Here is an 18,168-nt window from a genome sequence, read left to right as displayed (position 1 = left end):
GGCGGCGTCTTCGCCGGGCCGGTCAGGACGTCTCCTGCCGGGCCTGGTTCGCCTTCGCGTTGGACTGCCGCATCAGCAGATCGGTCGCCAGTTCCACCTCCACCTCGACCCGTCGCAACGCCCGCAGCGCGTCGCCCAGGTCGGTGAGGTCTTCGCCCAGGGCCGCGGCGGCGTCCCGTACGGGACGGAGAACGTCGGGGATGCTCTGGCGGTGCTCGTCCATGATGTGACGGTATGACACCGGGGGCCGGGTCGTCACCAGCGACCTCGGCCCCGGTCGTCAGCGCATCGAGCTCAGGGCGCGTTCGATCTTCTCGCTCGGATAGGGCGTCGTCCTGCTGGTGCCCCACAGGTGCCAGTGGAAGTCGTTCACGGCCGCCGCCACGGGAGCGTACCGGCGGATCATCGGGGCCACGGCCGGGGGCGCGCCGGCGGGGTCCGCGCCCTCGGCGCACGCGCGGATGTACGCGTTGCGCTCCTCGACGGCGCCGTTCGGCGACCGCACCCCGCAGACGTCGCTGACGATCCAGTTGACCAGCCGCGCCAGCGCGTACGCGGTGTCGTGGGTGCGGTTGCGCTCCAGGAACTCGATCTCCGGCTTGGCCAGGTCGAACCGGGAGGAGGTCGCCAGCCCCAGGTCGGCCAGGTAGAGGCGTTCGCCGTCGGTCAGGATGTTGCCGAAGTGGCCGTCGAAGTGCATCAGGTGCCGGCCGTTCATGAACGCCACGTCGCGCGGCAGGCACGACTCCAGCATGGCGGCCGCCGCCGTCGCCGCCTCCTGGCCGGCGGCGACCTGGGCGGCGAGCCAGTGGTTCAGGTCGTGGGGGATGAACTCCTGGAACAGCACGATGCCGGCCGAGGCGCGGGCGAGGGCGTGCAGGCGCTCCCGTACCGCGGGCGACCCGTCCCAGTACTCCACGGCCGCCTCGACGTCGGCGTGCTCGGCGGCCGGCGGCGGCGCGCCCGGCAGCACCCGCCAGTGGTACAGCAGCGGGAAGGCGGCGCTGTGCCCGGCCAGCACCCAGCCGGTCGTCATGGCGGCGGCGGCGAGCTCCCGCCACGCGCCGAAGCCGGGCGTGCCGATGGCGGCGACCCCGTACTGGCAGAACGGCGGCAGCCCGAACAGGTTCGCGGTGGACATCACGTTGGCCGGCCGGCGTTCCAGGTCGGTCAGCGGGATGCGCTTGGCGAAGACCGGCACGCCCTCGACGTCCAGCAGCACCGACGTGCCGCCGATGCCCGCGCCCACAACCCGCGCCTGCTCCAGCGCCTGGCCGAGCTGCCGGTCGCTGTGCAACGCCAGCGCGCTCGCGACGTCGCCGTATCTTCGGGCCCGCTCGCCCCGTGACATGTCCAGGCGCGTGTCTGGCAGTTCCACCGCCGGTCCCCCTTGATCGACTTCGTGGGGCAGACCCTACCCGGCGGAGGAGGGCCGCGCGGTGTCGGATCCGGGGCGTCGCTCCCGGTGCCTGGCCAGCAGCTGCCCGCCGACGTCGACATAACCGGCGAACAACCCGATCACGTCCTGCAGCCGCTCCTGCGCGGGCCCGGCGTTCACCAGGGCCTCGCCCTCGCGCAGGGCGGCGATCAGGGTCCTGGCCCGCGCCTGGCTGGCCTCCAGCAGCGACTCGATCCCCCCGGTGGCCTCCACCAGGAGCCGCCGGCTGCCGGGCTGCGGGATCACCTTGGCCAGCCCCCAGGAGTCGAGCTGCCGTACCGCGGTGCTCACCGCCCCCTTGCTCAGCTCCAGCTCGGCGGCGATGGTGTCGAGCGAGATCGGCTCCTCGGCGAGGAGCAGCAGCCCGTAGACGCGCCCGGTCGCGTGCGGCAGGTTCCACGAGGCCAGCAGGTCGCCCACCGAGGTGACGAACGTGTGCCGCGCGCTCATCGCCGCGCCCGCCCCGGCGCCGGGAGCGTGCACAGGAACGCGTCGATCGCCTCGTTGACCGCCTGCGGGTCGTCCTGGTTGGCGATGTGGCCCGCCCCGGGGACGACGACCTCCTCGACGCCTTCGGCGCGGGCCCAGCCGGGCATGGCCGAGGCGATGTCGCCGGTGGTGTCACGTTCGCCGCGGATCAGGCACAGGGGCACCGGCGTGCGGTAGCCGGGGTCGGGGGAGAGGAACTCGACGGTGGCCCGCCACACCTGCACGAACTCCTTCTTCGGCACCTGGCCGAAGGCCCGCCGGGCGTCGTCCCTGGCGGCTCGGGTGGTCGCGGAGGCGTCGGCCATCAGGCGCGGAAGCCTTCCGGCGGGGATCATCATCAGCATCGGCGCGGCCGCCCTCAGCAGCAGGCGGTCCCGCCAGGACAACGACGCCGTGTTCGGCGTGGCGCCGATGACGACCAGGGCGCGGGCGAGGCGGGGATGCCGCCGCACGACGGCCTGGCTGAGGTTGCCGCCGAGGGACTGCCCCACGAGCACCGGCCGGTCCAGCGCCAGGTGCTCGACCAGTGCGCACAGGTCGGCGATCGCCTGCTCGGCGGTGAAGCGCCCGCCGGCCGGGCGGGAGAGGCCGTGGCCGCGCAGGTCCCAGGTGACCACGCGGTACCCCCGAGCCCGCAGGTGGCGGGCCTGGGCGTCGAACATCACGTGGTCGGCCCCGGCGCCGTGCGAGAACACCACCGGCACGCCGCCGCCCCCGCTGTCGGCGTAACGCAGGTCGCAACCCCGCAGGGAGAGGACGGAGGGTAGATTCACCATATTCTGAATATAGCGAACGTCAGGCGGGGCGGGCGACGTACAGGATGCGGTCGTGGGCCTCCTCGTCGGCCGGGTCGCGCACCGAGGTGCCCACCAGACCGTGCGCGGCCACCACGCGCAGCCCGGCCAGCTCGGCGGCCCGGCGTACCGTGCGGTCGGAGTGGTGGCGCTGCACGTGCCGCATCGACAGCCGCTCCCAGCCCGCCCCGGCCCGTTCGAACAGGTCGAACTGGGTGATCACGATCTCGTCGGCCTCGATCCGCGGCGAGTGCGCGAACCAGGCCACGTACCGGTCACCACGGTCGGCGACCACCGGGACGCCGAACGTGCGCCGGTAGTAGCCGATGGTGTTCAGATCGAAGACCACCAGCCCGCCCGGGGCGAGCCGGTCGCGCGCCGCCGCCAGCGCCTGCCGCAATTGGCCGGCGCTCGTCAGGTACGTCAGGGGCACGTCCACGCAGGCGACCACGTCGAAGCCGGACAGTTCCGGCGGAGGGCGCAGGAGTGATCCGACCAGGAACGGGATGTCGTCGGCGCCCGGCCGCCGCCGCGCGGCCGCCACCATCGCCGGGGACAGGTCGTAGCCGGTCACCGCGAATCCCCGCTTCTTGAACGCCGTGCTGCTGCGGCCGGTGCCGCAACCGGCGTCCAGCAGCCGCCGCCCCCCGTTGCCGTGCCGCTCCACCGCCTCGGCGAAGCGGTCCACCAGCGCCTCGGTGTCCATCCGCGCGTTCAGCTCGTCGTAGCGGGCGGCGACGCCTTCGTAGGCCGCCAGGGTCTCCTCGACATGCGACATGCGTGCCTCCTGAACGGCCGGCGGGCCGGGTGACCGCGCCGGGCCCTCGGCCCGGCGCGGTCGCTCGGACTCGGTTACCAGATGTACCAGGCCTGCCGGTTGACCCGGCGGCCGGTGACGCGGCGCAGCAGCTTCCTCATGGGAGATCACCTCCTTCCTCGACGAACCGCTGGTGGTCAGGTCTGGCGTGGCGTGCGGCGCAGCTGGAAGGGCGGGGGCGTGATGATGCCCTCGACGTGCGGCCGCCCGGCGCCGCCGCGCACCTCCAGGCGGGCGCCGTCGGTCAGGGCGTCCAGCAGGTCGGTGGCCAGCGCCTGGGCGACGCCCGCTCCGGCGCAGGTGAACGGGCCGCCGCCGAAGGGCAGGTAGGGGCCGCGCGGCTCGGGACCGTCCCAGCGGCCGGGGCGGAACGTGGTGGCCCGCGGCCAGTGCCGCTCGTCGCGGTGGAGCAGATAGGGGCAGACGGACACGCTGTCGCCCGGCTCCAGCGGCACGCCGCCGACCTGGTGGGCCCTGCGTACCGGGCGGCCGAGCAGCCAGGCCACCGGCCACAGCCGCAGCGACTCGCGGACGGCCGACTCGGGCGGCACGGCGGCCAGGTCGACGCCGTGGGCCGCCGCCGACAGCAGCGCCCAGGCCACCGCGTGGCCCACCGGCGCGATCGAGGTGCGGAAGAGCAGCAGGTACACCTGCGCCACGTGCTCGTGGGGCGTCTCGGGCGGGGTGGCGCCCAGGACGGCGTCCAGCAGGTCGCCGGGCCGCGCCTCGCTCCCCGGATCGCTCCCCGGATCGCTCCGCGGATCGTTCCGCCGGGCGCGGGCCTCGGCGGCGAGCGTCCGCACCACGCGGGCCCACAGGGCGCGCCGCGACAACCGCGCGAGCCGGCCGGCGGGACGGATCAGCACCTCGCGCCGCACGACGTGCGCCATCAGCTCCCGCAGGGCGGGCGGGCTGTCCGGCCGCAGCAGGGCGTCGGCCAGGAACCGGTGCACGGCGGCCCGCCCGGCCGACGGCCACTCGCTGACCTCGCCCAGCTCCGCCACGACGGCGGGCAGCCGCTCGCGCCGGGCGGCCACGTGGGCGCGCAACGTCGTGCGGGCCGCCCGGCCGATCGCCACCTGCGTCGCCCGCGGCCCGAGCAGCCCGCCGCCGACGTGGAAGAACCCGGACACGTCGTCGTAGTCGCCCGCCTCGTCGTGCAGGATGCGCAGGGCCTGCGCCGGGTCGGCCACGCACAGCGACCCGTCGTCCGGCAGGCGGAACACCGGCCCGCGCTCGGCCGCCGCCCGCTCCACGAACCCCAGCGGATCGCGGCGGTAGCGCCGCGCCGCGCCCAGCGGCCACGGCCGCCCCTGTTCGGGCACGACCCGCTCCGGTTTCCCGACCGTCGTCATCCCACCTGCCCCATGCCATCCGTGAATCGGGTGTACACGCAGGCGGCGCAGGTGCGCCCCCCAGGAGAACGGTGCCGCACGGCCGCGACGGGCCGGGCGCCACGAAAACCAGGAACAGCGGCAGTGTATAGGCCGGGTCCCGGCACGCCGGTGGCCGAGTGATCAATGGGATCAGCGTGATCACATTGACCAATGTCACCGGCGTGCCGGCCCCGGGCGCTCAGGCGGCCTGGTCGCGCAGGCTGTTGATCAGGCCGGCGGCGGTGGGGGCGTCGCGGCAGGACACCAGGAAGTCGGTGCCGTCGGCCAGGCGCAGGGCCAGCGCGGGCCCGGGCAGCAGCAACATGCCCGCCCCGCCGCCGTGCAGGGCTCCGTTCAGCAGCCACCGATCCGCCGGGACGTCGACCGCGTCGGCCCGGCGCACGCTGCCGACCGCGACCTCCCGGCTGATCGGGCCGAGCGCGACGGTCACCGCGCGCTCGTCGATGGCCAGCCGGTAGGAGCGCATCGGCAGCAGCACCACGGCGACGACCACGACGGCGGCCCCGGCCCAGCCCGCGGGGCCGACGGTGAGGACCAGCGCCGCCGTCATGGCCGCCCCGGTCAGCGTGAGAGCGGCCACGCCCAGGTCGACGGCCCGGATGACGCGCCGTTCCTGCCAGGAGACCTTCTCCTGGCCGCGCAGCGGCAGCCGGGGAGCGTCGGGGGCGGGGGCGCCGGTGGCCCGGCCGGCGGGGGTGCGGCGGCCGGCCAGCAGGAAGGCGGCGAGTGCGCCGGCGAGCGTGACCACGGGGACGAGCACGCCCATCACCGCCGGCGAGGGCGCGGCCGCCTGGGCCGCGGTGGGCGCGTCGAGTGCCGCGTGCAGGATGACCAGCAGGGACGTGGCCGGCGCGACGGCGCTCGTGACGACCGCGACCAGGATCGCCGTCCGGAGCGCATGGGCGCGCGAGGCCGGCGCGCGACCGGCCAGGACGAACCCGGCCAGCCCGGCCAGCCAGACGGCCGCCGGGACGCCGAGCAGCAGGGTGGACAACTGCTCGACCGTGACGGTGGAGCCGTGGGCCGCGCCGCTCCGGCCGGGTAACGCGGCGGGCAGCCGCTGACGCCAGGCGAGCACGGTCAGCACGGCGCCGCCCAGAACCGTCGCGGGCAGGGCGACCGCGCCCGTCAGCCATCGGACCTTACCGATCATGTGAATTCCTTCCCCACCAGCGACATCAGTTCGTCGCGGTTCAGGCCCGCGCGGCGGGCCACGGTGACAAGGTGCCGGACGGTCTGCACGAGCTGTGCCCGCTCGCGCGGGTTCGTCCTGGTGACGGTGGCGCCGCGGCCGGGACGCAGCTCGATCAGTCCTTCGTCGCGCAGGTCGGCGTAGGCGCGCAGCACGGTGTGCATGTTGACCTCCAGCGAGGAGGCCAGGTCGCGGCCGGAGGGCAGCCGGTCGCCGGGGGTCAGCAGCCCGTCGGCGATGCCGCGGCGGACGCATCCGGCGATCTGCTCGCTCAACGGCGTGCTGCTGCTCGGGTCGACGCGATAGAGCATGTTCTAATCCTGATAGAACAATGCGAGTTTCACAAGCCCGATCCGCCCCGCGCGCGGATCGGGGGAGAGAGGGCCTTCCCGGTTCAGATCCAGCCGAGCTTGGCGGCGCGGACGCCCGCCTGGAAGCGGCTGTCGGCGCCGAGCTGGGCGGTCAGCTCGGCCACGACCCTGGTCACCGTGCGGTTCGAGACGCCCAGGGCACGGGCGATGGCGTCGTCCTTGGCGCCCGTGGCCAGCAGGCGCAGCACCGCCCGCTGCTGGTCGTTGAGCTCTTCGCCGTCGGCCGCCCTGGGCACGTCGCCCGGTTCGGAGGCGGTCATCCAGCAGTAGTCGAACAGCGCGGCGTAGGAGGCGACCAGCCCGCGTCCCTCGATGAGCATCGCACCCGCCATGAGGTCGCCGGGCATCACCTCGGCCACGGCCAGCTCGCGGTCCAGCATGATCAGCCGTACCGGGACGAACGGCATGGTGCGCACCTCGACCCCGCCCTCCAGCATGCCCTGGACGTGCTCGCGCATCGCCGGCTGAGCCAGCTGGCTCTGGGCGTGCATGATGCGCACCCGCACGCCGCGGGCCACCGCCCGCACGTCCTCGGCGCGGGAGTCCCGCAGCCGATCCGGCTCCCAGGCGTGCGGCATGTGCATGCCCATGACCTCCTCGCGGGCCAGGTCCGTCGCCGCCCGCAGCTTCACGCGCAGGGCCTCCACGTTGGACCGGGGGAAGAACTCGACGCGGGCGTCCTGGGGGTCGCCGTCCAGGCGCAGGTAGTGCTCGGTGAGCTCCCTGGAGGCCGCCCGCTGCTCGGCGAGCATCCCGAGCAGCTCCTCGCCGCCGAGCAGCATGCGGTTGAGCGCCGCCATCGCGTCGACGGCGATCTCGGCGCCGGGGTTGAGCAGGCCGAGCCTGGTCAGCCGGTCGCGGGCCCGCTCGACCTCGGCGCCGCGCAGCCCCAGCCCGGCGGCCGCCGCGCCGAACGACTCCCGGTGCCGGCGCATCCGCGTGTACACCCGCCTGGCGGTGGCCTCGTCGCTCACGTCCCTCTCCTGTCCGCTTCCCGCCATGGCGGGAAGGGGAAGTCGTATCCGCTGTCGTCGCCGCTCTCCTTGCGGCAAGCTCAGAAAAGGGTACGGCGTGGTGAAACGGACCCCATACCCAACCCCTGTACGGCACTTCGGAGGACTTTATGATCACCCTTGTCCACAGCCTCGTCACCTACGGCATCCCCGACCTGAACACCGGGAGCTGCGCCACGTGCGTGGAGGCGGTGAAGCGGGAGCTGGCCCTGATCCCGGGGGTGGTGGGCGTGGACGTGAACCTGGCGGCCGGCCGGGTGAGCGTGCTCACCGAGGGCCCGGTCGAGGAGAGTTTCATCGTGGCGGCCATCGAGGACGCCGGCTGCGAGACCGACCGCTTGCCCGGCTGGCGTTCCTAGAGCGTGTTGGAGAACCCTGTCGCGTTGATCGCGCTGCACCGGGATGATCTCGGTGTGGCGCGTGGGGACTTGAGTGATGGGCGGTGGGCGGTGCTGGAGCCGTTGTTGCCGGTGGCGGCAGACGGTGGACTCCACGATCAGCCGGGGCCCATCAGCACGCCGCCGGCGCCCGCCGCGACGGCGCAGCCCCGAAGGAGACGCCGGGCGGGGTGGACATCGAATCGGCCGACCACGGCCTGGGCCGCTCCCGCGGCGGCCTGACCTGTGAGGTTCATCTGGCCTGCGAACCCGGACAGCGCCTGTCGTCCCTGGTCGTCACCGCTTCCGCCCGGATCGGGTGCGGGCCGCGCCTACTCGAAGTCGATCTGGGCGGTCGGGTGTGCGGCGGTGATCCGGTCGCGGACGGCCCCGGGGAACAGGTTGCCGTACAGGTTGGCCACCGCCAGATCGGGGAGCGTGTCGAAATCCGCCGGCAGGTCGTTGAGCTGATTGAACCTCAGGTCGACGATCCGCAGCCGACGAAACGTCCCGATCCCGGCGAAGTGCTCCGGCTTGAGCTTCAGGCGTTTGGTGTTCCGCTGCCATCGGCTGATCCGGAGCTCCTCCAGTCCGGGCAACTCCATGGCGAACAGCTCCCGCAGGAAATCGTGCGACGGCAGGGGCGTGCCGGCGCGGCGGCTGTCTCCGCCGAAGCCGAGGACCCGCAGCGCGGGCAGGCGGCCGAGGTCGGGCAGCGGGTCGCGCAGCAGACCGAGGCTGTCGCCGAGGTCGAGCTCTTCGAGGCGGGTCAACCGCAGCAGGCTGTCGGGGACGGTGTCGAAGTAGTTGCCGCTCAGGTCGAGCCGGCGCAGGTTCGGGAAGGTGGTGACGGCCTCGGGGAAGGTCCGCAGGAAGTAGTGGCTCCCGCCGGTCATGGACACCTCCTCGACGGCGGCCAGCCCGTGCGCGGAGTCGGGGAACACGACGTCGGTCCCGTCGGCGACCAGCTTGCGCAGCGCGACCAGGTCGCCGAAGGCGTCCGGCAGGACGAACCGCGTCACCACCGGCAGGTTCCACTCCGACCCCGACTCCGTGTCGACGGAGACGGACAGGTAGGAGATGTCGAGTTCTTCCAGGGCGGTGAGCCGGCCGATGGCGGCCGGCAGGGTGAACTCGACCGTGTCCAGGTCCGTGTCCCGGTTGCCGGCGACGCACAGCACCCGGAGCGCGGCCAGGTCGCCGATCGATTCCGGCAGGGCGGTCAGCTCGCAGTTGCGCACCGACAGGTGCTCCAGCCGGGTGAGCGTCCCGAGCGCCTCGGGCAGCTCGCCGATCGGGTTGCCGTCCAGGATCAGGGTACGAAGCCACGGCATCTGGAGCACCTCGGCGGGAAACTCCTTGAGCTTGCGACCGGTCAGGTTGAGGTGCTCCACCCGGTCGGCCCGGGACCGGGACACGTCGGCTTCGGCCGACTCGGCCGCCGTCCGGGCTCCGGGCCGCAGGACCGGCAGCCCGGCCCGCAGCCGGTCCAGGAACGCATCGACGTCCAGACAGCGGTCCTCCGCGTCGACGACCTCGGGCACGAACGCCTCGACGATGCCCGGCTTGGCGTAGTCGGCGTTCTTGGCGTCGCCGAGGTTGTCCACCCAGCGCCCGCCGACGGCGTGCACGTCCATGGCGTGTCCGGAGTCGATCACCCAAGGGGTCTCGACGGTCCCGGTCCGTAGCGAGCCGTGGTTGTCACAGCCGTGGACGAGGTGCGTGAAGGCGCCGTCGTGGATGTAGATCTCGCAGTCGCCGGCCTCCAGGGTCTCGGCCTCGGTGCGACCGCCGACGTAGAGTCCGGGCCGGTCCTCATAGAGCGCGATCGGGCCGTTGACCGTCAGATTGCCGGTGATCACGATCAGCTCGACGTCGTCCTCGTCGTCCCCGCTTCGCAGGGCATTGACGGCGTCCAGGAAGTCACCGTCGACCGCGAGATCGCCGTCGAAGAACAGCACGCCGTCATGGTCGGACGACTCTCCTTCACTCTCGAACGCGGCGGACAACGCGCCGCTCAGACGGGCGTCGGCGTCGGCGTAGGACAGGGACGCGGGGGTGGCGGATATCGACATGGCGACGAGCATAGGTCCGCGCTGTGACAGCCCTACGGGAAGTCCAGCTCCGTCGTGAGGCTGCCGGCCGGGGGGCGGCCCGTCCGGACTTCGGGGCGGGCCGCGCCGGCCGGTCAGGGGGCGGCCACGACGGACTGCGTCTGGCGGCCCAGGCCGTCGATGCCGAGCTCCATCCGGTCGCCGGGCCGCAGGTAGACGGGCGGGTCGAAGCCCATGCCGACGCCCGCGGGCGTGCCGGTGTTGATCAGGTCGCCGGGTTCGAGGGCCATGAACCGGCTCAGGTAACGCACGACGAAGACGGGGTCGAACAACATGTGGGCCGTCGAGCCGGTCTGACGGCGCCGCCCGTTGACGTCGAGCCACATGCCCAGGCCGGACACCTCGCCCAGCTCGTCCGGCGTGACCAGCCAGGGGCCGCACGGGTTGAACGTCGGGGCCGACTTGCCCTTGACCCACTGGCCGCCGTGGCGCAGCTGGAAGTCGCGCTCGCTGACGTCGTTGACCAGCACGTACCCCGCGATGGCGGCGCGCGCCTCCTCGTCGCTGTCCAGGTAGTGGGCCCGGGCGCCGATCACGACGCCGAGCTCCACCTCCCAGTCGGTGGCCGCGGAGCCGCGCGGGATGTGCACGTCGTCGTCGGGCCCGACCAGCGTGTTCGGCGCCTTGGTGAACACGATCGGCTCGGCGGGCGGCTCCTGGCCCGACTCGGCGGCGTGGTCGGCGTAGTTGAGACCGACGCACAGGATCTGGTGCGGACGGGCGATCGGCGCGCCGGCGCGTTCACCGGCGAAGCGACGGGCCGCGCCGGCGGCCACCCGGTCGGAGACGGTCGCGGCGAGCCCGTCCAGGCCGGCGGCGAAGAAGGAGCCGTCGAAGTCGGCGACCACGTCGGACGCGTCGATGTAGGTCTCGTCGTCGATCGCGACGACCGGACGTTCGGCGCCGGCGGCGCCGATGCGCATGAGTCTCATGGGAAGGTCCAGATTCTGCTGTGGGGGCGGATCAGAGCTGCGCGCCGGCCGGGACGGTGACGGTCTTCCCGGACTGGATGGATTCGTAGGCGGCCTCGACGACGCGCATGGCGTACACGGTGTCGCCGGAGTCGATCAGCGGCGGGCGTCCCTCCACCAGGGCGCGCACGTAGTCGGTGACCTCGGTGATGACGGACTCGTAGTGCCAGCCGCCGGGGTGCCAGGCGTCGGGGCCGAAGGGCACGCCGGCGACCGCCTCGCCCTGGTAGTCGTGCTGGCCGCGGAAGAGCTTGACCACCGGGTCGGACATCTGGTCCACCAGGATGCCCCCTTCGGTGCCGTAGAGCTCCAGGCGCTCGCTGTGGGGGACCTCCGACACGGAGGTGAAGCCGCACGAGAAGTGGGCCGAGCTCGGGACGCAGATGGCGACCGTGGCGGCCTGGCTGACCTTTCGCCGTCGCGATGACGCTGCGCCGCCGCGCGATGCCGTCGGGCGTGCCGCTCGCGGCGCGGCTGACGCTCCTGGCCGCGGTGTGCGCGGCGCTGCTCGGTCTGTGCGCGCTGACGTGGCGGTGGGTGGAGGCGCCGGCGCAGCGGCTGGGCAGGCGCCTGATCCGCCGGGCCGAGCCCGTCCCTCAGAAGCGGTAGTGCTGGACGGCGGTGCCCTTGCGGGACAGGGACGTGCTCCAGGTGGTGAGCCGGCTCGCCAGCCGGGTCGTCCACGGGTAGCCGGCGACCTCGGGTTCGCGGGTCAGGAAGATCTCGCGCACCAGCTTCAGCCGGGGCTCCAGGCGCTCGATGTCCTGCGGCGTGTCGAATCCGGGCGACTTCAGGAAGGGCGCGACGGATCGTGTGCCGGGGTACTTCCTGGCCGCCCACACGTGGAACCTCGTGTAGCCGTTGAAGCAGATCTCGCCCGCGGGGAAGTGGCGGATGAGCCGGTCGAGGAGGCCGGCCAGCTCCTCCCGCGACAGGAACCCGAGCAGGCCGTCGGCGACGATCACGGCCGGACGGTCGGAGGGCACCTCGTCCAGCCAGCGGGGGTCGTTGAGGTCGCGGCCGATGACGTGGGCGTGCGGACGCTCCGGCAGCAGCAGGCGCCGGGTCTCGGCCACGCCGGGCAGGTCGACGTCGTACCAGTCGACGGTGGGTGGCGGGTCGACGCGGTGGACGCGGGTGTCGAGCCCGGCGCCGAGGTCGAGCCCGACCGCGTCGGGACGGCCGGCGACGAACCGCCGCACGATGTCGTCCATGACCAGGGACCGGTGGGCGATGCCCACGACCGGGCTGGCGGAGAGCTTGAACCGGGCGGTGTCGAGGTCGAGCTTCGCGGCCAGGTCGTAGGCCGTCCGGTCGCGCAGGATCGGGTGCTCGGCCCGGTGGTCGAGCGCCTTGCCGGCCAGGGTGAGCCAGAGCGTGTTCTCCAGCGGGGTGAGGTCGGGGAGGGGGATGGTCATCGCGTCAGTCCTCTTCCTGGGGTGAGTCGTCGAGGGCGGCCCGGGCCGCCTTGAGGGCGGCGTCGTCGGTGAACAGCCCGTGGGTGTAGAGCTCCAGCGTGGGCAGCGCGAGGCGGCGCAGCACGTCGGGCCCGAACTGCTCGTGGCCCAGCGCGCGCGCCAGCGACGGCGGCATGGTCAGCGTGGCCACGCTGTTGAGCACGGTCAGCACCGCCAGCCCCCGCACGTCGGAGGACGGCCGCATCGAGCCGTCGGCGATCCCGGCCCGCAGGACCCGCTCCGACTCCTCCACCAGCGTCTCGACGAACGTGGCCGCGGCCGGTGTGTCCTCCTCGATCGCGCGCAGCATGTACCGCACCTGGAGGCGGTACTCCTCCGGGTTGGACAGGTACTCGCGGAAGAGGTCCTGCATGCCGCTCGGGCGGGCGCCGCCGGCCCGCCGGACCAGGATGCCCAGGACGTGCTCGTCGCAGGCGCTCCGGAGCTTCTCCTTGCTGCCGAAGTGGTGGATGACCAGGGCGGGGCTCACCCCGGCGGTCGCCGCCACGGCGCGCAGATTGGTCCTGGCGAAGCCGTCACGGGCGAAGTGCGCGATGGCCGCGTTGCGGATCTTGGCCTGAGCGGTCAGGTCTGAACACATGTTCAGTACACTAAACACATGTTCAGTGTCTGGCAAGCGGCACGGGAGAGCCCCGTGCCGGAGACGGCACGGGGCTCGGGGCGTGCGCCGGACCTAGTTCCGGCGGGTGAGCACCCACTGCCAGCTCTCCTCGCCGCCGCGGTCGCGGCTGCCGGTGAGCTGGATCATCCGCTCTCCGTCGGCGCTCGCCAGCGCCAGGCCGTTGTCGAACTCGTTCTTGCACGCGCCCGCGCAGCCCAGCACCACCACGTTCTCGTTGTCGGCCCAGGCCAGGTGCTGCAGCACCAGCTGCCGGCCGGGCACCGACGGCGGCAGGTCGCGGTCCAGCGTCAGCCTGCCGTCGGGCGAGACCTTCGACCAGCCCGAGTAGTCGATGTACCGGTCGCCGGCCGGGCCGTCCCGGCGGGCGCCGTCGAGGCCGAGCCACAACCTGTCGGGCATGGTGTCGGTGGGCTCCCAGAGCATGGACCCGTCCAGGCTCCAGCCGAGGTCCTGGCGCGCGTTCATGTTCCCGGGTTTGCCGTCGCGGTCCAGCGACGGCAGCGGGTGGTAGGCGGCCTGGCCGGTGGCGACGTCGATGACGTAGAAGCCGATCCGGGGCTGGACGAACTCCTCGACGGTGTAGGAGTCCTTGCCCACCTGCTTGCGGCTCTGCTCCGGATACTGCGAGTACGCCGTGGCCAGCACCCTGGTGCCGTCCGGCGACCAGACCAGCGAGCCGACGTCGTGCTCCAGGTCGATCCAGGCCAGGGCCTGCCGGGTGTTCATGTCGACGATCCCCACCCGCCTGCCGATCCGCTCGCCCTGGAGCACCGCCGCGAGCTGGAGCCCCGGCGCCACGTCCAGCCAGGCCCACGGCGTCCTCTCGTAGCCGTCGGAGCGGGGGTCGTACAGGTGCCAGGTGCGCCGCACACGCTCGCCGCCGCCGGGCGTCTTCTCCAGCCAGGTGGTGAAGTAGGCGGAGACGGCCACGTCCCCCGCCGCCACGAACCTCTTCGGCGGTGCGTTCTCGACGTCGGCCCGCACGTCCGTGGACGTCACCGACGGACGAACGGGCACGGTGACCCCGTTCGCCGGGCGCACCGTCGTGCTCCGGCCGTGCAGCCCGACGGCCAGCACCGCCACGACGACGGCCATCCCGGCGGCCAGCACCACCGCCATGACCGGCGGCCGGGCACGCCGCCGTAGCGCCCGGTCGGCCAGGTCGTGCGGCAGCCGCACCTCGTCGGCCCACTCCTCCATGGTGTCGCGAAGCAGCCGGTTCATGTGGTGACCTCCAGTTCCGCAGCCAGTTCCGGGGCGATCTGCCGCAGCCGGGCGAGCGACCGGAACGTGGTGCTCCGCACCGTGCCGACCGAGCAGGACAGCATGGCGGCGATCCGGTCCTCCGGCAGGTCCTCGAAGTAGCGCAGCACCAGCACGGCACGCTGCCTCGGGGTGAGCCGGGCCAGGGCGGCGCGCAGCACCATGCGCAGGTCGCTCTGGTGCGTGCCGTCGGCCCCCGGCCGGTCGGGCGGCTCGGCCTGGACCACCTCGCCGCGCCGCCCGATCGCGCGCCACCAGTTCACCTGCTGCCGGTACATGATCTGCCGGACGTACGCCTCGGGGGCGTCCACCTGCCGCCATCGGGCCGCCAGCTTGGCCAGCGCGGCCTGCACGAGATCCTCGGCCGCGTGCTGGTCGCCGCCGCTGAGCATGAACCCGAGCCGCATCAGGGCAGGAGAGCGCGCAGAGACGAACTCGCGGAAGCCTTGCTCGTCCGCAGGGTCCACGACCACCTCCAAACGTGTGAATGACACCCCTGAGACGCGCGCGGGGCACTCCCGCTATGCCTGTCCGGCCGGACGATTCTCGGGCGGCCCCCGCTCAGCGGCCGGCCGCCTTCAGGTCGATCACCACCTGGGTGCCCTGCGCCGTCCGGAACCAGACCAGTTCCTTCTCGACGTGCAAGGTGGGCGGAGCCTTGTCGCCCCTGCGCGTCGGCACGGGGAAGAGCCGTCCGGTGCGCTTCGTGGCGACGTCGTGCAGGGCCAGGGCGCGGCCGCCGGCGTCCCCCTGGTTGAGCAGGACGAAGCGGCCGGAGATCAGCGTTCCCGTGGCGTTCCCGGGCAGGTCGCGGCGGTCCGTCCCGTCGCGCCGCCAGGCCGTCGTCCTGTCGAGGCACCACACCGGGCCGCAGTCGGCCCACGACGAGCGCTTCTTGGCCGGGACCGCGTTCCTGGACCGGCCGGTGAGCACGTTCTTCAGGTGCTCCAGGGGCCGGGCGACGGGGTGGTCGACCGTCGGGTCGTGCGCCGGCCATCCGGCCCAGGGCCACTCGACCAGGTAGAAGCCCTTCGTCCCGCTGACCAGGGACACGTTCCCGCCCTTGAGCGGGGCCCGGTAGACGCCGCCGTCGGCGGGCGACCACACGGCCATGCCGCCGGCGATGGCCAGCTTCTTGAGCCCGGTGTAGGCGTTGTCGCTGGACAGCACGGCCCGCAGCGCCGCGATCCGCTGCGGGACGCCCCCGGTGACGGGCACCGCCCAGATCTCCGACCGGTCGTCCCGGAGCGCCGACCACGCCAGGTAGCCGTCGCCGAAGACCAGCGGCTCGTTCGCGACCTTGACGTCCCGCAACTGCGCGACCTGGGTGAACGCGCGCTTGTCGAGGTCGTACGACCAGATGCCGTCGAGCTGGTTCCCGGTGAGCCCCCGGCCGGCCACCACCCGGTCGGCGACGAACACGTCCGGCACGAAGACCCGGCCGCCGGGGCCCGTCGCCGGGATCTCGTGCACCGCGCCCGGCCACACCTGCTCGACCGGCGGCGACAGGCGGCCGGCGGCCGCCGCGGGCGGGGCCGCGGCGGACGGCGGCGCGGAGCCGATCGTCCGGGTCCCCAGGACGGTGACGCCCACCACGGCGGCGGTCGCGGTCGCCACCGCCACCGGCGCCCACCACCATCGGGCCGTCGTCGCCCGCCGGCGCGGCGACGGCGCGACCCGCGGCCGCCCGTCGTCCTGAACCGTCTCGGCCCTGGCCGCCATCGCGTCCCTGAGCCGGTCCTCGATCGTGGTCATGCCCGGCCTCCCAGCTCGCGCTCAAGCCGCTCCAGGGCTCTGGAGGCGGTGGACCGTACCGTGCTCTGCCGCAGGCGCGTCGCCTCGGCGATGTCGGCGTCGGACAGGTCGAGGTAATAACGCAGGACGAGAACCTCGCGCTGCCGCCGGGGCAACCGGCCGAGCGCCGCGAGCATCTCCTGCCGCGACTCGCCCAGCAGTGCGATCGTCTCGGCCGAGTCCACCGGCTCGTCCCGCCGCCGCAGGAACGCCCGGGCGGCGACACTCCGCCTGCGCAGCAGCGAGCGCGCGGCGTTCAGCACGCAGACCCGCACGTAGGACAGGGTGAGCGTGGCCGGGCTCTTGCCGTGCAACCTGGAGAAGACGTCCTGGACGACGTCCTCCGCGCTCTCCCGATCGCCCACGAGCAGCAGGGCCAGGCGGACGAGGGCGAGCCGGTGCTCCCGGTACAAACCGGCCACCACCGCGTCGGCGGCGCCGGCCGGCGGCGGGGACGCGCGGGCGACGATCTCAACATTCATGCATAGGGAACGCGCGCCCGCACCGATCCGCTGCGTGCCGGGCACGCCCCGGTTCAGGCCGGGGCGGAGCGGCCCGGCAGGTACGGCCCGACCAGCTCGGCGAGCCCGGCGGACTGGCGGCGTCCCGCCAGGTACACCCGCCCCCACCGGCTCCGGTCGCCGAGGTCCGGCCCGAACGCCTCCAGCGCCGCCTGGTCGGGCAGGATCCGCACGCCCCGCTCGACCGCCGGGCCCGGGAACAGGTGCCCGAGCGGCTCGACGAGGACGATCGCGCCCGCGCCCGCGGCGAGGTGCACATTGGACCCGCCGCCGAGCGCGCCGTCCATGTACCGGCGTGCGCCGACGGTGATCGGGACGGCGTGGCCGGGGGCGGCGCTGCTGGCGGCGACGGCGGCGGGCAGCGGGACGCCGCTGTCGCCGCTCCAGACCACCGGCTCGCCGCTGACGGCGTCCACGGCAGTGATCAGCAGCGGCCGGCCGGGCCAGGAGCCGGTGCCGACGAGCCGGCGCATGGCGGTCAGATGGTCTTCCTCCGGCAGCGCGTCCGCCTCCAGGGCGAGCGCGCCAGCCTGGCGCAGCGCCTCGCGCGGGTCGGCGCCGGGCGCGTTGAGGATCTGCAGGACGCGCGGCATCACGGTCGGGTCCCCGACCCGCCGGTCCGGGGGCGCGGGCGGCAGGTCGGCGAGCTCGTCCAGGTCGCGTCCGGCGGCCAGGGCGGCGGCGGCGATCGCGCCCGCCGAGGTGCCGACGAGCAGATCGGCGTCCGCGAGCTCCACGCCCGCCGCGCGCAGGCCCGCCGCCAGGCCGAGCAGCCAGGCCGTGCCCACCGGACCGCCCGGCCCCAGGACGACGGCGACGTCGGCGGTGCTCGCTGTGAAGATCATGCCCCGATGCTACAAGGCGGCGTCCGGCACGGGTCGTGCCGATTGTCCGGACCGGTGCGGGGGCTGCCGGACAATCGGCCGGTCATCGAGACTGGGACCCCGCCGACGCTGTGACCTGCGGTCCGGGCCTTGAGGGAGGCCAGGCCCGCGCGGCCACGGGGGCCGCGGGCCTGGTGGGCGGGGGCATGAGCGGCCCCGCCCAACTCCGCGAGGCCGGCTTCCACTCCTGGACCAGGAGCCCGAGCAGCACCTGGTCCAGGAACTCGCCCATCACCCACGCGGAGGAGCGCAGCACGCCCTCGCGGACGAAGCCGTTGCGCTCGGCCGCGCGCGACATCGCGACGTTGTCGGCCAGCGTCTCGATCTGCAACCGCTGCAGGCCGCGCAGGACGAAGCCGTAATGGCACAGCACCGCGACCACGTCGGTGCCGTAACCCCTGCCGCGGCAGGACGGCAGCAGCCCCAGCCCGAGGTGCGCGGACCGGTGGTGGGTGTCGATGCCCCACAGCGTCGCCGCGCCGACGAGCGCGCCGCCGTCGAGGTCCACCACGGAGAACGGGACGACCGCCTCCACGGTGTCGTCCACCACGAGCCGCGAGTCCTCCGTGCCGGGTGTGACCGGCCGCCACGGACGGTGCGTCCGGACCGGGCGGCCGCAAACGATTTTGCGCG

22 protein-coding genes are annotated in these 18,168 nt (G+C 73.7%); 2 read left to right on the top strand and 20 right to left on the bottom strand.

Annotated features, from left to right (window positions below):
* Positions 1-22 precede the first annotated feature (22 nt).
* From ACIBQ6_RS36255 to ACIBQ6_RS36215, 9 genes are all read right to left on the bottom strand, one after another.
* Positions 23-223, bottom strand: a complete 201-nt coding sequence (locus ACIBQ6_RS36255) for a hypothetical protein (RefSeq protein ID WP_358297231.1) — start codon at positions 221-223, stop codon at positions 23-25.
* 57 nt (positions 224-280) lie between these two features.
* Positions 281-1,378: a serine/threonine protein phosphatase gene (locus ACIBQ6_RS36250; RefSeq protein ID WP_397217498.1), complete on the bottom strand. Its 1,098-nt coding sequence runs from the start codon at positions 1,376-1,378 to the stop codon at positions 281-283.
* A 36-nt stretch (positions 1,379-1,414) separates the two neighbouring features.
* Complete coding sequence (locus tag ACIBQ6_RS36245) at positions 1,415-1,888, bottom strand: MarR family transcriptional regulator (protein ID WP_358297237.1); 474 nt, start codon at positions 1,886-1,888, stop codon at positions 1,415-1,417.
* Complete coding sequence (locus ACIBQ6_RS36240) at positions 1,885-2,703, bottom strand: alpha/beta fold hydrolase (RefSeq protein WP_397217495.1); 819 nt, start codon at positions 2,701-2,703, stop codon at positions 1,885-1,887. The genes ACIBQ6_RS36245 and ACIBQ6_RS36240 overlap by 4 nt, the downstream gene beginning before the upstream one ends.
* Before the next feature lie 19 nt (positions 2,704-2,722).
* Positions 2,723-3,499, bottom strand: coding sequence for a class I SAM-dependent DNA methyltransferase (locus tag ACIBQ6_RS36235; protein ID WP_397217493.1), 777 nt, complete (start codon positions 3,497-3,499; stop codon positions 2,723-2,725).
* Positions 3,500-3,675: 176 nt separating this feature from the next.
* Complete coding sequence (locus ACIBQ6_RS36230; RefSeq protein ID WP_397217491.1) at positions 3,676-4,893, bottom strand: cytochrome P450; 1,218 nt, start codon at positions 4,891-4,893, stop codon at positions 3,676-3,678.
* Between the two features lie 220 nt (positions 4,894-5,113).
* Positions 5,114-6,088 (bottom strand): hypothetical protein, encoded by a 975-nt coding sequence (locus ACIBQ6_RS36225; protein WP_397217489.1) that lies wholly within the window; start codon positions 6,086-6,088, stop codon positions 5,114-5,116.
* Complete coding sequence (locus ACIBQ6_RS36220) at positions 6,085-6,438, bottom strand: GntR family transcriptional regulator (RefSeq protein ID WP_352360048.1); 354 nt, start codon at positions 6,436-6,438, stop codon at positions 6,085-6,087. The genes ACIBQ6_RS36225 and ACIBQ6_RS36220 overlap by 4 nt, the downstream gene beginning before the upstream one ends.
* 83 nt (positions 6,439-6,521) lie before the next feature.
* On the bottom strand, positions 6,522-7,472 hold the full coding sequence (locus ACIBQ6_RS36215; RefSeq protein WP_397217487.1) for a LuxR C-terminal-related transcriptional regulator: 951 nt from the start codon (positions 7,470-7,472) through the stop codon (positions 6,522-6,524).
* Positions 7,473-7,621: 149 nt separating this feature from the next.
* On the opposite strand from ACIBQ6_RS36215, the gene ACIBQ6_RS36210 reads away from it, so the two are divergent.
* Complete coding sequence (locus tag ACIBQ6_RS36210) at positions 7,622-7,870, top strand: heavy metal-associated domain-containing protein (RefSeq protein ID WP_352360044.1); 249 nt, start codon at positions 7,622-7,624, stop codon at positions 7,868-7,870.
* Positions 7,871-8,220: 350 nt separating this feature from the next.
* Here the strand turns inward: ACIBQ6_RS36210 and ACIBQ6_RS36205 are convergent, their stop codons facing one another.
* The 3 genes from ACIBQ6_RS36205 to ACIBQ6_RS36195 all read right to left on the bottom strand — a co-directional run bounded on the left by ACIBQ6_RS36205 (position 8,221) and on the right by ACIBQ6_RS36195 (position 11,313).
* The gene (locus ACIBQ6_RS36205; protein WP_397217485.1) at positions 8,221-9,963 is read right to left on the bottom strand and encodes a leucine-rich repeat domain-containing protein; all 1,743 of its coding nucleotides are present in this window, start codon (positions 9,961-9,963) and stop codon (positions 8,221-8,223) included.
* Between the two features lie 113 nt (positions 9,964-10,076).
* Complete coding sequence (locus ACIBQ6_RS36200) at positions 10,077-10,934, bottom strand: fumarylacetoacetate hydrolase family protein (RefSeq protein ID WP_397217483.1); 858 nt, start codon at positions 10,932-10,934, stop codon at positions 10,077-10,079.
* Between the two features lie 31 nt (positions 10,935-10,965).
* The gene (locus ACIBQ6_RS36195; protein ID WP_397217481.1) at positions 10,966-11,313 is read right to left on the bottom strand and encodes a hypothetical protein; all 348 of its coding nucleotides are present in this window, start codon (positions 11,311-11,313) and stop codon (positions 10,966-10,968) included.
* Between the two features lie 83 nt (positions 11,314-11,396).
* Here ACIBQ6_RS36195 and ACIBQ6_RS36190 point away from each other — a divergent pair, with 83 nt between their 5' ends.
* Positions 11,397-11,582 carry a hypothetical protein gene (locus ACIBQ6_RS36190; protein WP_397217479.1) on the top strand — a complete coding sequence of 62 codons (186 nt, stop codon included), beginning with the start codon at positions 11,397-11,399 and terminating at the stop codon, positions 11,580-11,582.
* Here ACIBQ6_RS36190 and ACIBQ6_RS36185 read toward each other — a convergent pair.
* From ACIBQ6_RS36185 to ACIBQ6_RS36150, 8 genes are all read right to left on the bottom strand, one after another.
* Positions 11,570-12,391, bottom strand: a complete 822-nt coding sequence (locus ACIBQ6_RS36185) for a class I SAM-dependent methyltransferase (RefSeq protein WP_397217477.1) — start codon at positions 12,389-12,391, stop codon at positions 11,570-11,572. The genes ACIBQ6_RS36190 and ACIBQ6_RS36185 overlap by 13 nt on opposite strands.
* 4 nt (positions 12,392-12,395) lie before the next feature.
* A complete protein-coding gene (locus ACIBQ6_RS36180) occupies positions 12,396-13,031 on the bottom strand; it encodes a TetR family transcriptional regulator (protein WP_397217475.1) in 636 nt (211 codons plus the stop codon).
* A gap of 93 nt (positions 13,032-13,124) precedes the next feature.
* Positions 13,125-14,297 carry a hypothetical protein gene (locus ACIBQ6_RS36175; protein WP_397217473.1) on the bottom strand — a complete coding sequence of 391 codons (1,173 nt, stop codon included), beginning with the start codon at positions 14,295-14,297 and terminating at the stop codon, positions 13,125-13,127.
* A complete protein-coding gene (locus tag ACIBQ6_RS36170; RefSeq protein WP_364341428.1) occupies positions 14,294-14,803 on the bottom strand; it encodes a SigE family RNA polymerase sigma factor in 510 nt (169 codons plus the stop codon). Before ACIBQ6_RS36170 ends, ACIBQ6_RS36175 begins: the two co-directional genes overlap by 4 nt.
* A gap of 94 nt (positions 14,804-14,897) precedes the next feature.
* Complete coding sequence (locus ACIBQ6_RS36165; protein WP_397217471.1) at positions 14,898-16,091, bottom strand: hypothetical protein; 1,194 nt, start codon at positions 16,089-16,091, stop codon at positions 14,898-14,900.
* Positions 16,088-16,612, bottom strand: coding sequence for an RNA polymerase sigma factor (locus ACIBQ6_RS36160; RefSeq protein WP_397217469.1), 525 nt, complete (start codon positions 16,610-16,612; stop codon positions 16,088-16,090). Before ACIBQ6_RS36160 ends, ACIBQ6_RS36165 begins: the two co-directional genes overlap by 4 nt.
* 53 nt (positions 16,613-16,665) lie before the next feature.
* Complete coding sequence (locus ACIBQ6_RS36155; protein WP_397217467.1) at positions 16,666-17,496, bottom strand: patatin-like phospholipase family protein; 831 nt, start codon at positions 17,494-17,496, stop codon at positions 16,666-16,668.
* 82 nt (positions 17,497-17,578) lie between these two features.
* On the bottom strand, positions 17,579-18,160 hold the full coding sequence (locus ACIBQ6_RS36150) for a GNAT family N-acetyltransferase (protein ID WP_397217878.1): 582 nt from the start codon (positions 18,158-18,160) through the stop codon (positions 17,579-17,581).
* Positions 18,161-18,168: the final 8 nt, after the last annotated feature.

This window comes from Nonomuraea sp. NPDC049655 (assembly GCF_044465465.1).
Classification (GTDB): Bacteria; Actinomycetota; Actinomycetes; order Streptosporangiales; family Streptosporangiaceae; genus Nonomuraea.
Note: the sequence above shows the minus strand (reverse complement) of the source record. Positions and strands in the feature narration are given on the sequence as shown.